We start from the raw sequence: 16,086 nt of genomic DNA on the forward strand, positions 1-16,086 counted from the left end.
TGCAGGATCAGCTTGAGGATGCGTACGTTGCGCAGATGCTCGGGGATGTCGTAGCGCACGTCGAACTTGTCCGGGAAGCGGAACTGCTCGACCGTCACGAAGCTCTGGACGAGCTTGACCTCCTCGCCGAGCGGGATATGCTTGTCGCCCTTGTGCAGGCTGATCCGGAAAAACGTCGACAGCGCGCTGATCATCTGCTCGATCTCGGGCTGCTTCTTCAGCCGCGCCGTCCATTTGATCGCATCTAGCGTGTTGTACAGGAAGTGCGGATTGATCTGCGACTGCAGCGCCGTCAGCTCCATGACCCGCTGCTTTTCCTTCTCCTCGCTGTTCTCCTCGATCAGATGATTGATCCGCTCGATCATCGAGTAGTAGCTCTGCTCCAGCTCGCTGATCTCATCGCGTGCGATCCGCGCATCCGGCAGCGGCTCCAGACCATGCTGGCCAAAGCTGCGTATCTTCGCCGTCAGCTTGGCGATCGGTCGGGTGATCCGGCCAGCGATGTAAAACGACAGACCCAGCAAGCCGATGAAGGTCAAGGCGGTGAAGAGCATCGCGTTGCGGTTGCCCTGACTGATCGCCTCGAACAGCTTCGGATACGAGATGACCGATACGATCCGCCACGATACCCCGAACCCTTGCAGCCGATCGCCGAGCGGATGGACGCTCAGGACGTATTTCCGGTCGTCGTGTGCGATGTCCACATACCCCTCTGCGATCGCCGGCTGGAAGGCGTCGCTGGGCGAGAGCACATTGCCAAGGATCGTCTTATCGGGATGGGAGATGATCTCATTGTCCGTCGTAGCGATAAACGAGTAGCCGAGCCCTTCGAATGCAGACGCGTAGAGCGCATACAGATAGCTTTCCTTGACATAGATGAGCAGGACGCCGATATTCTGGCCGGTGTTGAAGCTGCGGTACTGCTGGCCGAAGACGATGTAGGCGTCGCCATTGGCATCGCGCTTCACATGGCCGGTGATCGGGATCGGCGACGCCTTGACTTGGGCGATCAGCAGATCATCTGGGTCCTCGAAGACGAGCTCGTCGCTGCGGTAGCGGAACCGCTCATCGTCATGGGTGATGATGACGACATCGCCGATCATCTCGTCCGTGGAGACGCTTTCGTCGATGAGCTGCTGCAGCATAGTCTGTCTGTCATTGACTGGCAGACGGTCGTCGCCAAGCGTCTGATAGATGGAGCTGTTCAGCAGGAAGCGGAGGGCGACCATCTGGATATCATCTACCGTCAGCTCGATGCTGGTGCCGATCTCGGTCTGGAGATTGCCGATATGATCGTAGAGCCGGTTTTTCAGATAAGTCGAGCCATAGAGGCTGAACACGCTGAGCATGAGGATCAGATGCAGGGACAGGCCAGCGACGACGATGAAGACGATTCTGCCCCGGACCTTGAACAGGCGGAACAACGACAGCGGGCCGCGCCCGTCAGGTGTAGTTTTTGGCATAATCGCTGGGCGAGAGACCGGTCATTTTTTTGAAGATCTGGCTAAAATATTTGGCGTCCCCGAATCCGACCTGACTGCCAACCTCATAGACGCGATAGCTCGAATACTGAAGCAGTCGCTTCGCTTCCTCGATCCGGAACTCCGTGAGACATTCGTAGAATGTCTTGTTCAGCTCCTTGCGGAACAGATGCATCAGATGGGTCGGACTAATATGGACCGACGCAGCCACCATATCGACGGTGATGTTGCGGGCGTAGTGGACGCGGATGTAGCCGAGCGCGCGCTGCACCTCCTTGCGGATGCCCGGCAGCTCGTCCTCGGCGCCATATTGGACGGGCTGCTGCCGCAGCCGGGCCGCCGCAGCCGCCTCGCGAGCCGTCAGGAAGACAGCGTGCAGATCGACATAGATCGAAGGGGCTGTCGTATAGCCGATGGCTACCGTGAGCTGGAGCCGAGCGCGCATCGCCTGGGCCATCGCATCGCCGGCCTCATGGAACCTGGCGACCGCATCAGCGCCGGGATGGCTGTCGGCGGCGATGACGGTCCACTCCGACGGCGAGCTGCGGACGATCTTGGCGTACGTGTAGGCCATCGGCTGCAGGGCTTCCTCCAGGCAGCGCTCGATCTGCAGCGGCTGCTGGCCGGCAGCGAGCGACTCGGCGGACTTGTCCACGGACACGACGCCGATCGCTACCGTCGATGCTGCAGGGATATCGATGCCGAGCAAGGCGAGCTTCTCCGCGACATCGGCGTGATCCAGACCTTCCCCGAACAGCAGCTTCAGCCAGAAATGCGACGACACCGCAGGGGTCTCCTGCTTCAGCCGATCGTAGGCGAGCCGCTCCTCGCGGAGCCGCTCGAAGTCCTGCGCCACACGCTGCAACGTCTCGATCAGCTCGTCGATATTGACCGGCTTGAGCAGGTAGTGCGATGCGCCGAGCCGCATCGCTTCCTGCGCGTACTGGAACTCGTCGTAGCCGCTCAGCACGATCGTCACGCAATCGAGCCGTTGCTCTTGCAGGTGGCGCAGCAGCTCGAGGCCATTCATATGCGGCATGCGGATATCGGTGACGATAATCTCCGGCCGCAGTTGCAGCGCCATCTCCAGACCCTCCTTGCCATTGCTTGCCTCTCCTACGATCTCAATGCCGTATTCCTCCCAGTCGACCGTCTGACACAACCCGGCCCGTACCAGATATTCGTCATCGACGACAAGCGCTTTCAGCATGACGCCCACCATCCTCTTGTTGTATGCCTGTCAAATTCAAAGTCAAAAAGATCGGTTTTCAGCACCGAGAAGGTTGGAGGCAGGAGGAAATGAGGAGCGGTCCACGTTTTCGTAGAAAACGACTTCGGAAGCATGGCAACGTGAGCACCTGAGCGGAAGCTTACGAAGCTAGTTTCCTTTGGAAACTCTTATCCGACTGCATTCAAGATTCGAAGCCGAATCCACTTCTTGAGTGACTCCGTGATCAAAAACGGACTTTTTGAACTACCTCTTAATTATAAGTCAATCTGCCCTCTCCGTCTGCGCTCTAATCTATAGTTGCTCGGATTGCCTACCATTTCGCAGGATCGCTGCATAGGAGAGGCAGGAGCCCTGTGCTAAGATCAGCCTTAATCGAAGGGATAGCAGAAGGAGTGCAGACAGATGAGAGAGATTACATTATGCGATGGAGCCTGGCAGGTGAAGGGATTCTGGCCATGGGTGCCGATCAAGTCGGTCAGCATGGAGCTGGGGCAGGAGCTGCTGGGCATCTGCGAATGGCTGCCGGCGACGGTGCCGGGCGGCGTACACGACGATCTGTATCGGGCCGGGCTGATCCCGCATCCGTATCAGGATCTGAACAGTCTGCAATGCGAATGGGTGGAGAACCGCTGGTGGATGTACCGGACGACGATCGAGCCGATCGCCGATCCTGGCCACAAGATCGAGCTGGTATTCAAGGGATTGGACTACGAAGCGATCGTCTATGTCGACGGCGTGCGGCTCGGCGAGCACAAGGGGATGTTCACCGAGGCGGTGTTCGACTTGACGCCCCGACTGCGGCCCGAGCCGATGGAGCTGACGGTGCTGCTCCTGCACGCGCCCGACGAGATGGGCCAGATCGGCAAGACGTCGGAGACGTTCACGCAGAAGAGCCGATTCAACTACAAATGGGACTTCTCCACGCGCCTCGTCAATATCGGCATCTGGGACGAGGTCGTGCTGCGCGTCCAGCAGCGCTGCAAGCTTGGCGATGTGCGCCTCGTCACCGATGTCGAGGACGCAGACCGGATCGCCGAGGGCAGCCATGTCGGCCTGATCTGCGTCGAGGCGAGTATCGCGGCGACCGGCGGCCGCGGCGATAGCCGGCCTGCAGGGGCTGGCGGGGCGGAAGAGAGCCTCGTCCTACGGGCGCTGTGCAGCTCGCCGGACGGGCAATTGCTGCATGAGGAGACGGTCCGCGCCCGCTGCGGCGAGCGCGTGCGCATCGACTGGCGTCTGCCAGAGGCCCGGCTCTGGTATCCGAACGGGTACGGCGAGCAGCCGCTCTACACGGTGAGGCTCGAGCTCATCGCGGAGGACGGCGAGCTGCTCGATGAGCAGACCTACCGCAGCGGCATCCGCAAGCTGGCCTATCTGGCCAATGACGACAGCCCAGCCGACGCCTTGCCTTATACGGTGCAGATCAATAACCGGCGCATCTATATCCGTGGCGTCAACCTGGGGCCGCTCGACCATTTGTACGGCAATGTAATCGACAGCCAGTATGACCGGATCGTCTACATGATGAAGCAAGCCAACATGAACCTCGTCCGCGTCTGGGGCGGCGGCCTGATCGAGCGTACGCGTCTGTACGAGCAGTGCGACCGGCACGGCATCCTCATCTGGCAGGAGTTCATCCAGTCCAGCTCGGGCGTGGACAACCTGCCGTCGCAGCAGCCGGAGTTCCTGGCGCTGCTGCGGGAGGCGGCGGTAGCAGCGCTGAAGGGACGGCGCAACTACGTCTCGCTCACCGTATGGAGCGGCGGCAATGAGCTGATGAGCGCGCCCAACAAGCCGTCGACCTTCGACGACCCCAATCTGGCGATGCTGCGGGAGCTGGTGCAGCGCCACGATCCGCAACGGCTCTGTCTGCCGACCTCGGCCTCCGGCCCGGTGCAGTACATCACCGAGGAGAAGGGGATGGGGCATGATGTGCACGGCCATTGGAAGTACCTCGACAACCCGAAGCATTATACGTTCTACGGGGACAATGACAACCTGTTCCACAGCGAGTTCGGCGTCGATGGCGTCAGCAGCGTCAAGAGTCTGCGCAAGTTCCTGAGCGCCCCGCATCTGAAGCCGGTGTCGATGCAAGAGAGCATCGTCTGGCGGCATCATGGCGAGTGGTGGGACACGCTGGCGCGCGATGAGCGGCTGTTCGGCGAGCTGAGCGAGCTGGGGACGTTCGTGGCGGCCAGCCAGTGGGTGCAGGCGGAGGGACTACGCTACATCCTCGAGTCGAACCGGCGACGCCAATTCCGCAATAGCGGCAGCATCATCTGGCAGATGAGCGAGCCGTGGCCCAACGTCTCCTGCACCAATCTGATGGACTACTACGGTGAGACGAAGATGAGCTACTACTGGACCAAGCAGGCATTCGCCCCGATCCATGTCTCGCTCGACTATCGGACGCTCCAGGTGGAGCGCGGGCAGAGCGTCAGTCACGCGATCTACCTGCATAGCCATGATCCCGACATCCCGGTCGAGATCCGGGTCGAAGCGGTCGATGCGTCTGGGCGCATCTGTGCAATGGCGCGTTATGACGCCTGCAGCGCCCGGGATCGGTCGGTGCGCATCGGCGCTATCACGTGGACGATGCCAGCGGACGGACATGAGCTGATGCTCGTGCGGATTGCTTATCGCTGGGAAGGGGGGAGCGTCGAGGGCTATCCATATATTTTTTCCGCTGCGCCAGATATGCTGTTGTATCGGTCGGCGCTCGCGCTCGAGACGTCGCTGACGGCGAGCTATCTCGACGACTGGCAGGCGATCCCCGGCACAGCGTCGGAGCTGCTGGAGAGCCGGCTGCTCGTCCGCAATCTTGGCCCGGAGGCAGCGCTCCATGTATACGCAGAGGAGATCACCGATCAGTATCTGATGGAGGCCGACGAGCTGTATGTTACGTTGCTGCCGGGAGAGAGCCGGACGATCGTAGTGCGCTGCGCACCCAAGCGAGCCGGAGGCTTCTTGCGACCGGAGCCTGCCGGGGGCGAGCTCCCGATGCCGCAGCTTGTCGTCCGCAGCTTTAGCGGCGGAGAGGTCCAGGCCAGCCCTGGCGAACAAGCCGATTGACTATCCAGGAAGAGGTGCACACCATGACGCAACCCGAGTTTATCCCGTTTGGATTCCAGTATTATCGCTCGCCGACGCCATACCGCGACCAGTGGGAGCGCGATCTGCAGCAGATCGCCGAGCTGGGCTTCAACAGCGTCAAGTACTGGGTGCAATGGCGCAGCAGCACGCCCGAGCCGGGCGTATATCGGTTCGACGACCTCGAGGAGCTGATGGACCTGGCGCATCGCTACGGTCTCAAGGTCATCCTCAATGTGATCTTCGACGTTGCCCCGGCCTGGTTCGACCAGACCTATCCCGATGCGCGGATGATCACTGCGGACGGATCGGTGCTGGCGCCGCGGGCGCTCAGCTACCGGCAGATCGGCGGCGCGCCGGGACCTTGCTATCATCATCGGCCGGCGCAGCAGGCCAAGGACGACTTCCTGGAGGCGGCCGTGCAGCGGCTCAAGGATCATCCGGCGCTCTGGGTGTGGGATCTGTGGAACGAGCCGGAGCTGACGACCGGCATCAAGCGGACGCTCAGCTACGACAACCAGGTCTGTTACTGCAAGCACTCGATGGAGGCGTTCCATCGCTGGCTGGAGGACAGGTACGGCACGCTGGAGCGGTTCAATGCGCGCTGGCAGCGCACGTATCAGCAGTGGTCGGAGATCGAGGCGCCGCGCGGTCAAGCGGTGTTCAACGACCTCGTCGACTGGAGACTATTCATGTCCGAGGCGCTGACGGACGACCTGAAGCGGCGGGTGGCGGTCGTCAAGCGGTACGATCAGGCGCATCGGGTCATGGTGCATACGGTGCCTGCGCCGATCTTCAACCTGATCACCGCCGGGTCCGACGACTTCAAGCTGGCCGAGCCTTGCGACCTGTTCGGCAACAGTCTCGGATCGTCGGCGTGGTCGGCCGATCTGCTCATCTCGGCGGCCAAGGGCAAGCCGATCATCAACTCGGAGATCCATGCCTTGCCCGGCGATATGGCGCTCAAGCCGAAGAAGCTGTCGCTGCAGGAGCTGAAGCAGCATGTGCTGGTGCCGCTGGCTCGGGGCATCACCGGCTTCCTGTTCTGGCAATACCGTCCCGAGGTGCTCGGACATGAAGCGCCGGCTTGGGGCAGCACGTACCTCGACGGCAGCGTCACGCCGTGGCTGCAGGACATGGCTCGGCTCAATCGCGCTATCCAGTCCCGCGCCGATCGGCTCGCCCGCGCCCGCAGGCCGTCGGATCGGATCGCGATCTGGTTCAGCAGCACCGGCCAGATCGTCAGCTTTGGCATCTATGCGGATCTGGACGCTTATCACGATTCGGTGCAGGGCGTCCACAAGCTGCTGCATGATCTGAATTACAAGGTCGAGTTCGTCTCCGATCAGGATCTGACGCCCGAGGGGCTGGCGGACTATAGCTGCCTGATCCTGCCGCATCCGGTCTATCTGGACGAGGGAATGGCGCGGACGCTGGAGCAGTGGGTCGCCGGGGGCGGTCTGCTCGTCTCCGAGAGCGGCTTTGGCTCGATCCAGGCGGAGAACGGCAGTCACAGCTACACGGTGCCGGGCTACGGCTTCGACCGGGTGTTCGGACTTCGCGAGACATGGGTGCACGCGCTGGAGAATCTCGACCACAGCTATCATCAGGTGAAGCTGGAGTCGCGGCGGACGATCCCGCTGTCGATGCCGTCCCCGGAGGAGGGGCGTCCGCTCGTCGGAGCGGGAAGCTACTATCAGAGCGAGATCGAGCTGGCTGAGCAGACAGAGGTGCTGGCGCGCTTCGACGGGGACGGCAGTCCGGCGATCACGCTCGCCCGTTACGGCGAGGGCAAGGCGGTCTGGATCGGCACGATGTTCGCCGCCGCGTATTGGCGTGAGGGCGGAGCGGATGCGCTGGCGATCTATCGGCAGCTGCTGGAGACGCAGCTGTCGTGTCCGCCGCTGGTGACGGTGACGCCGGGCACGATCCGCGCCGATTGGCTGGTCTGGGAGGAGGAGGGCGCGCAGGGGGCGTTCCTGTTCGTCCATAACCGGGGCGCAGAGCATGCTGCCGCTGCGATCGGTCTGCCGGCGCCCGTGAGGGACGGCCGGGCCTGGTTCGCCGAGGGCGAGCAGATGCTTCGCCGCGAGCCGCAGTCGCCCTCGCAGGTGACGGTCGAGCTGCCGCCCGGCGACATTCAGGTATACGAGTTCGTTACGGAGGCGGACCGATGAGTTGGCGGGACTGGCATATTCTATAAAGAGAGAGGAGTGCCGCGTATGATGGAAAGGATGGATAAGGTGGACGATTTCGTACCGGATAACTATGTGCCGATCAGCGCCGTCGTCCGCTGCGAGGCGGCGGGGACGAGCGAGCGTCTGACGGTGAGCCGGCCGCTGCTGGAGGCGCTGACGGAGCGAGGGCATCGACTGTATCTGGCCTGGAGCGAGGGGATGGAGATCTGCTACACCGCGGAGCTGACCGTCGATCTCGCGCAGGGCGAGGTGCGCTTCCTCGCGCAGGGGCAGGGACCGCATGCGATCGTCGCGGAGACGATCGTCCACGCCTACCCGGTGACGACGCACTGGTCGGCCGCCATGAATGGCGGACGCGGCGGCTTCCAGCCCGGTGCGTCCGATGGGCTCGGGCAGATCGGTTGGGATGCCAGAGAGGGACGACGGACGATCGAGGGCCAGTTCCGCTGCGATGACGAGCGCAGCCCGTACTACTTTCGGAGCGAGCGCTATGCGCTGTGGCCAGACGACCCGGATGCGCGCACGATGGCGTATGAGCGCTATATCGGCGAGACGTATAGCCTCTACAGCGTCAGCGAAGCGGCTGCGCTCCGGCTCTCGGCGGAGGCGCTGGCGCATAGCGGCTATCCGGCGCTGCTTCGCCGCACCGACACGCCGCTCGCCGAGCTGGAGGGGGTGCCGGCGTTCCAGCTCGTCCACAACGTCATCATCGGCGAGGGCGCGCATCGCAGCTTGGCGACCTATATCCTGCCGCCGCACTGGCAGCGGGGAGCGGCGGACTACCCGGCTGTATTCAGCGGGTTCTACGATCAGAATGAGAATGTATTCTCCACTGTCGGTCCGGACATGCTGCGCCTCATCGGCGAGCTGTACACCGAGCGGGGCGCAGGCGTCGTCGGCATCATCTGGAACGGCGGCGGCTCGATCGGCACGCGGACGCTGCAGCAATCGATATATGCCAATCTGGACGCGCTGTTCGAGCGGGCGATCCGGGACTTCGGCGTCCGTGAGGATGGCATCGTCACGGTCGGCGGCTCCCGTGGCGGCTTCGCCAGCCTGCTCGCCGCCGCCAATCCGAGTCGCCAGACCTATCGCGTCCGCTATGCGGTATGCGCCAACGTACCGTTCCTGATCGGCACGCCGCTGCTGACGATGCTCAACTCGACGCACCCGATCCTCGATCAGGCGATGTGCGAGGATACCGGTTACAAAGACGCCTGGCGCAAGGACTGGCGCGACGAGCAGGGCAGATCGGGGATGGAGCGATTCCTGGAGACGACGGTGGGGACGAGCGAGCTGGCCGAGATCGACGAGGCGCGCTCGCCGGCGTCCGAGACGGTGATGCGGCGGCTGGCCGCTAATGGCACGCAGGTGCTCCAGAGCCACGGCACGCACGACCCGTTCACCGCGAGCTGGCTCGCTTATCGCTGGGTGGATCGCGCCCGCGCGCTCGGCATCCCGGTCCGGCACGAGATCGGTTATCGGTTCGGGCACAACAACTGCGTCCCGCCGATGGCTAGCGCCAAGCGCTGTCTTGAAAGCATTGTGAGCGGCGAGCCGCTCGAGATGGCGGGCGACTACCACTACGTCCGGGCGTCGGAGGAGCCCGCCGACTGGAGCCGCGCTGCGCTGCTCGAGGTCGAACGTCAGCCGCTGTTCCTGGAGGCGCCCAAGGTGGTCGTGCGCGGCGCAGCCAATGACTTCACGTTCTACGGCGTGCCGGGCATGGACTATCGCTTGACGCTGATGCCTGTACAGGCGCCAACGTCAGGAGAGGTAGGCGAGGTAGGCGAGGTAGGCGGAGTCGGCAGAGGTGGCGATGGCAGCGATAGTGGCGTTAACGGCGGGGGCTGTGATAGCGATGATGGTGGCGAGGGCAATGGCAGTCACAGGAATAATGACGGCTACTGCTGCGACGGCAACGATGGCTGTGATAGCGGGGACGCCGCGTCGGCTGCGGGCGAGGTCGTGGTGATGGAGGGGCGGCTCGAGGCGCTCCCTGCCCTGCGTCCGGGATTCTCGTATGCGGTCTGCTACCGGGACATCACCGCCGAGCTGCCGGGCGACGCGTACCGGTATCGGCTCCGGTACCGCCTGCCGGGCGCGGCCGGCTGGAGCGAGGGCCTGCCGCATACGCCGCAGCCTGACCATCCCGAGCCGATGCTGACCGTGCTGGAGACGCAGCCCAACCCGCTGCAGCCGGAGTGGATCGGCATGACGCTGCAGCATTTCATCGGCTGGGGGCTGAGCGAGGTATAACGCGCGAGCGATGCGCGAACAGCGCCGAGCTGCCGGAGGGACTGCGGTATATCTAGCTCGAGATTACCGGCTCGCTGAGCTACTCCCCGCAGCTCGGCACGCTGGAGCTGGCGATGGAGCCGACGCTGTAATCGGACACGATACTTACATTCATAGCGATGGGCAGTAAGGGACACCCTGGGACATATGGTCCGATGGGGTGTCTTTTTGCGTCTGTTGCATCTTGTGTTACAGTACATAGCATTGTGTATTCGGCTCATCTTGCGGGAGGGTGTCACAATAGCGGTCATCAGATTCGTAGTAAAGAGTAAAGGAGGGAACACCGTTGACTGATTCGGAATTGCGTCAAGTCCTGTCTGACGTACGGGATGGCGATATCGAAGCCTTCGCCCAGATAGTACAGGCCTTTCAGCGGCCGATCTATCAGTATTGCTATCATATGTTGTCCAGTGCAAGCGAGGCCGAGGATTGCGCACAGGAGGTCTTCCTCAAGCTGTTCCGTAATCTGAGCCGCTATGATCCAGGCCAACCGCTGCAAGCCTGGCTTTACAAGATCGCTTACCATCAATGCGTAGACAATCTCCGTCGACGAAAGCTGACCCGCTATCTCCCGTTCTTTTACCAGAGGGATACGGATAACCGTCATGTCGAGCGTGCGATCGAATCGGCCTATTTCAATGAAGAAGTGCAAAAATCGATGGAGAGGCTGTCGGTGGAGGAGCGGAATTTGTTGATTTTGCGATGTGTTGAGGACAAAAGTTATGACGAGATCGCATTGATTATGGATAAAAATACAGCGGCTTTGCGGAAAAGGTACGAGCGTACGGCAGTAAAATTCCGGCAGTATTATCGTGAAGCGAAGGGAGAAGCCAGCGATGACCATGAGGAAAGAGGATCAGGATCTGAGAAAGCTATTCCAAAGGGGACAGCCACCTGAGAGCGATCTGTCCGTGAAAATTATGCAACAGCTCAGAATGGAGCAGCAGAATAATAAGAAGGAGCGATTATATATGAAGCATAAAGTGAAATTGTTGGTAGCCGCAGGTATGTTGGTAGCTGTATCCTCAGCTGTCGGAGCCTCGCATCTGTTATCCTTGAAGGATAGCAAGGGAAATGTAGTCTATGAGGAAAAAGCGATGCATGAGACGCAGCCTGGCGTTACCCCGGCGTCCGACTTGACTTGGAAGGGCAAGGTGAATACGATCGGGGATCGCGAGCTTAACGCAGGGGAAGCGGGCATCATCTATGTCGCGTCCGATAACCCGGAGCACCAATTGGAGCTGCGCTTCCATCCTTTTCAATTTAACGACGCTGCAGCCTTTCAGACCAAGCTGGGCCACCCTGAGCTAAACGTTCCGAATTCGCTGGAAGGCGGCTACAGCTTTGAGAAAGGGAAGATTCACTTCGGCCCTGCGCTTGATCTCAGGCTGTTGTCGTCGGACGAACAGCTTGCTATGGCGCAAGAGCTGCGGGAGCAGGCAGAGCAGGCTGGCAAGGATTATGCGATTAAGCCTGTAGCGTTGTCCGATGAATTCTGGGATGCTCAGAGCGTGTATAGCAACGGAGAGGATGAAATATCCTTGCGTATTCTCAATCTGGGCGATCAATCGCACACGGCGTCATGGGAGGACACGATCCAGATGACCAAGACGCAGCTTAAGGAGGATGGCAAGGAAGCGATTTTGACACAATATACCGACAGTACGCGCATGGAGCTGGTATGGATCGTGGAGGATACAGACAAGTCCGTGAATTATCAGTTCATCCTGGAGAGCAAGAGCGGCGACATCGACGCGGAAGAGCTGGAGCAGATCTGGAAGACGCTCCTGAAGTAAGGATACCAGGGGATAACCGGGGATGAAACGCCGCGCACAGTCCCTCGGCAGGCAGGGAATGCTCAACATCTAGCTGTTTGACGTTGACAACGATCTACGGTAAGTCTATAAGGCAAAAGGCAACTAAGATCAACCTACCCTGGCCATTCGATAAAGACGATGCGGCATTTCTCTCCGCATCGTCTTTTTTTCGCGTTCAGGGAATTGCGGAAGGTACGAGTAGGCTTAGTATGATTTGATATTGTCGTATTGACAATTATGAGTTTGTAGGGTATTGTATCCATAAAGTCATTCGTACAATATCAAATGAAAGCGAGGGAATCGTCATGTTCGGTATCCGCTACGCGAAGTTCCAACCGACGCAATATGTCATGAAGGTGAAAAACGGCAAGGTAGTGAAGGAAGGGATCGGCCTGTCCTTCACATACTATGCGCCGACGACGTCCGTCGTCGTCGTGCCGATCTCCTCGATCGACGTGCCATTCATGTTCGAGGAGATGACCGAGGACTATCAGGCGATCACAGTCCAAGGGCAGCTCACCTACCGGATCGCAGACTACAGGCAAATTACGGGGCTGTTGAACTACACTTACGATCTGAAGAAGCATGTCTACCTCTCCGACGATCCGGCGAAGCTGAACCAGCGGATCATCAATCTGGCCAAGGTGCATGCCAAGCACGAGCTGGCGCGTCTGCCGCTCCGCGTCGCGGTGCAGTCCAGCGAACGGCTCGCTCAGCAGATCAAGACAGATGTGCGGGCTAGCGAGGAGCTTGAGGCGCTTGGCGTCGAGCTGATGGGCGTGGCCGTGCTGGCCGTCCTGCCGAACAAGGAGACGATGCGGGCGCTCGAGGCCACAGCGCGGGAGGAGATCCTCGAGCACGCTGACGAGGCGCTCTACCGTCGCCGCAACGCCTCGATCGAGCAGGAGCGTCGGCTCAAGGAGAATGAGCTGAGCACCGAGATGGCGGTCGAGGCCAAAAAGCGGCAGATCCGCGAGGCGCAGCTCGACGCCGACCGCGCCGTCCGGCAAAAGGAGCATCGGATGGAGGAGGAGCAGCTGCAGTTCGAGACGGATATGGAGCAGAGCCGTCATCAGCTGATCGAGCTGGCGGCCGCCAACAAGCGAGCCGAAGCGGACGTCAAGGCGTATGAGCTGGGCACGGTGATGAAGTCGCTGCACGGCGTCGAGCCGGGCGTGCTGCAGGCGTTGTCGAATCTGGGGATGAATCCCGACAAGCTGATCGCCATCGCCTTCCAGGATCTCGCGGACAAGGCGGAGCGGATCGGTCAGCTCAATATTTCGCCGGATCTGCTGCAAGGGCTGTTGTCGGGACAGGGATCGTCGAGCGGCGGAGGGGCGTCCGGGCGCGGCGCCAGCGGCCGATGAGCGGCGCGAGCAGCGAGCGCAAGGTCGTGCTCGTCAAGCGGCAGACGCGGCTGGAGGAGCTGGTGAAGCGCAACAGTACGGTGCAGCAAGCGCAGTTCTATGTGGAACGGTTGGGTGCGGACTTCGGAGATTATCGGGCGGAGGATGAGCGATACCGCGCTGCCGTCGCCGAGGCGGTGCAGACGCTGGAGAGCGAGTATCGGCTCCAGGTGATCGACCGGGCGTACCTGCCCAACTTTATCTTCGGTCGCGACGACATCGTCGTCGCGATCGGCCCGGACGGTCTGATCGCCAACACGCTGAAGTACCTGGACGGCCAGCCGCTCATCGGCGTCAATCCCGACCCGCTGCGCTGGGACGGCGTGCTGCTGCCCTTCCGAGCTGGCGATCTGCGGCTCATCCTGCGCGACGTCGCTCGCGGACGCCGCCCGATGAAGGGCGTGACGCTGGCCAAGGCCGAGCTGAACGACGGCCAGACGTTGTACGCCGTCAACGATCTGTTCATCGGCCGCCGCAGCCACGTCTCGGCGCGCTATGAGCTCTCGCTGGACGGACACGCCGAGCGCCAGTCCTCCAGCGGCATCATCGTCTCGACCGGGCTCGGCTCGACGGGCTGGCTCAAGAGCGTACTCGCTGGCGCGGCAGGCATCCTGCGCGGCGCGACCGGGTATTTACCCGTGCAGGCGCTAGAGTTGCTGCAGGGGGTCGCAGGAGGAGCGGGTGGCGCCGATGTGGGCGAGTCGAGCAGCAGCCCTCGTAAGAGTCGTAAAAGTAGCGACGACGAAGGCAGCAGTGCAAGTGGCGCTAAACGAGGACTGGGAGCCGCAGGCAGCGCTGGCGGAGATCCCCGCGCCGCTTGGGCGGCGGAGCAGCTGTATTTCGCGGTGCGGGAGCCATTCCCGAGCCGGACGACATCGGCCGAGCTCGTGTTCGGCCAGATATCGGCCGGTGCGCAGTTGCGGGTCGTCTCGGAGATGCCCGAGGATGGCGTCATCTTCAGCGATGGTGTCGAGAGCGACTTCCTCGTCTTCCAGTCGGGCGTAGAGGCGCGGATCGGCATTGCGGAGAGGCAAGGCTGCCTGGTCGTGTAATTATTCAATGATATCGACCAGCTTGTTGTATCGATAGGTTGTTCAGAGTTATGGTTGGCGTAGAGCGACACACGATGCTTCACGTGTTTTGCCGGTGTGATAAGACACGGCTGCGATACGTATTTCCGAGGAACGTGTGCGGATGTCATGCAGGTATCGCATCCAGAGGCCCTGAGCGATCCAATGCAATGCGGCACGGTAGGCAGATTGTCACAACAGTTGTCGCAGCGGTTTGACAGATACCGCCGTCGGTGCTAATCTAGGTTCAATTACACATGAGGGAGGCCTGCCGGTATGCTGCACTCGATCCGGATTCGATAAGCACGCTTGAAATGGATGTTCACCGCTAGAGGTGGGCCTGTTTTGAGTTGCTTATCGATACGGGGGCAGTGCCGGCAAGCGTGGTCTAATCAGGCTTCGGCGCTTGGATCGTTCCGCTCGCGATTATGTGATCGTAGGGTGTGCGGGACGTTCATACGATGTGCAAGCCGCGGTGCTTTGGGTCTATGGCGACCCTGATTCGGCTTCGCACTTATGCCATGCTATGACCTGGTGTACGCCTTTGTTGGCGTGCTACAGGAAACTGGCAGCAGCATGATGGTCGTCAGACGATACATGACGCCATCGCGCCCTCCCGTTCGTATATCGATGCAGCTCCAGGCCCGTTCGCGGGAACCTGGGGCTTTTTGTTGTGCTGACGAAAGGAACGTGTGCTGGCGGACTTGTGCGATAAATCGCACAGATCAGGCCCGCAGGCCGCGCCCCGCCCAGACTTATGCGATAAATCGCACATATCGGGCCGGAAGTCCGCGCCCCGCCCAGACTTGTGCGATAAATCGCACAGATCGGGCCCGCAGGCCGCATCCCGCCCGGACTTGTGCGATAAATCGCACAGATCGGGCCCGCAGGCCGCGCCCCAGTCTAGACTTGTGCGAAAAATCGCACAGATCCGGCCCGCAGGCCGCGCCCCGCCCAGACTTGTGCGAAAAATCGCACATATCGCGCCCACAGGCCGCGCCCCGCCCAGACTTGTGCGAAAAATCGCACATATCGGGCCCGCAGGCCTTTTGCCCTACACCAGCAAAGGAGGGTTGACCGATGCACTGGTATTTCTTCACTTGATTCTTCCTTCCACGAATCGCAGGCACGCCTGCGAAAAGCTTGAACTGATGGAAGCCGCGATTGTGCGAAGGAGGAATATGCGATGACATTGTTAATGAAAGCTAAGGATATCTATGTGGACTACCTCGGACGAGATGTGCTCGATGTGGAGGAGCTGGAAGTTTACGCCTACGACCGGATCGGGATCGTCGGGGCTAACGGCGCGGGCAAGAGCACACTGGTGAAGGTGCTGCTCGGCGAACTGGAGCCGACGGAAGGCGAGGTGGCGCGCGAGGGCGTATGGGCATATATCCCGCAGCTGGAGGAAGCGGCCCAACACCCCGCGGATGCCGCACACGCTGCAGAGGCCGCACACGCCGCAGAGGCCGCACACCCCGCGGATGCCGCACAC

The 16,086-nt window shown here is 61.2% G+C and carries 10 protein-coding genes; 8 read left to right on the plus strand and 2 right to left on the minus strand.

Annotation, left to right across the window (positions count from 1 at the left end):
- A partial coding sequence (locus tag PA598K_RS16755; protein WP_128658069.1) for a cache domain-containing sensor histidine kinase occupies positions 1-1,463 on the minus strand: 1,463 nt, incomplete at its 3' end.
- Entirely contained in the window at positions 1,444-2,691 is a 1,248-nt protein-coding gene (locus PA598K_RS16760) for a response regulator transcription factor (RefSeq protein ID WP_185602038.1), read from the minus strand. The genes PA598K_RS16755 and PA598K_RS16760, both read right to left, overlap by 20 nt.
- Positions 2,692-3,114: 423 nt before the next feature.
- Here PA598K_RS16760 and PA598K_RS16765 point away from each other — a divergent pair, with 423 nt between their 5' ends.
- The 8 genes from PA598K_RS16765 to PA598K_RS16800 all read left to right on the plus strand — a co-directional run.
- Positions 3,115-5,784 (plus strand): glycoside hydrolase family 2 protein, encoded by a 2,670-nt coding sequence (locus PA598K_RS16765; RefSeq protein WP_128658071.1) that lies wholly within the window; start codon positions 3,115-3,117, stop codon positions 5,782-5,784.
- A gap of 23 nt (positions 5,785-5,807) precedes the next feature.
- Positions 5,808-7,979 (plus strand): beta-galactosidase, encoded by a 2,172-nt coding sequence (locus PA598K_RS16770; RefSeq protein ID WP_128658072.1) that lies wholly within the window; start codon positions 5,808-5,810, stop codon positions 7,977-7,979.
- Positions 7,980-8,024: 45 nt separating this feature from the next.
- On the plus strand, positions 8,025-10,259 hold the full coding sequence (locus PA598K_RS16775) for a hypothetical protein (protein ID WP_128658073.1): 2,235 nt from the start codon (positions 8,025-8,027) through the stop codon (positions 10,257-10,259).
- Between the two features lie 325 nt (positions 10,260-10,584).
- Complete coding sequence (locus PA598K_RS16780; RefSeq protein WP_128658074.1) at positions 10,585-11,196, plus strand: RNA polymerase sigma factor; 612 nt, start codon at positions 10,585-10,587, stop codon at positions 11,194-11,196.
- 73 nt (positions 11,197-11,269) lie between these two features.
- Complete coding sequence (locus tag PA598K_RS16785) at positions 11,270-12,094, plus strand: hypothetical protein (RefSeq protein ID WP_128658075.1); 825 nt, start codon at positions 11,270-11,272, stop codon at positions 12,092-12,094.
- 326 nt (positions 12,095-12,420) lie between these two features.
- A complete protein-coding gene (locus PA598K_RS16790; protein ID WP_128658076.1) occupies positions 12,421-13,482 on the plus strand; it encodes an SPFH domain-containing protein in 1,062 nt (353 codons plus the stop codon).
- A complete protein-coding gene (locus tag PA598K_RS16795) occupies positions 13,479-14,573 on the plus strand; it encodes a sugar kinase (protein ID WP_128658077.1) in 1,095 nt (364 codons plus the stop codon). The genes PA598K_RS16790 and PA598K_RS16795 overlap by 4 nt, the downstream gene beginning before the upstream one ends.
- A gap of 1,204 nt (positions 14,574-15,777) precedes the next feature.
- Positions 15,778-16,086: ATP-binding cassette domain-containing protein (locus PA598K_RS16800; RefSeq protein WP_128658148.1), on the plus strand; the 309-nt coding region annotated here is incomplete at its 3' end.

Source organism: Paenibacillus sp. 598K (assembly GCF_003851045.1).
Lineage (GTDB): Bacteria > Bacillota > Bacilli > Paenibacillales > Paenibacillaceae > Paenibacillus_D.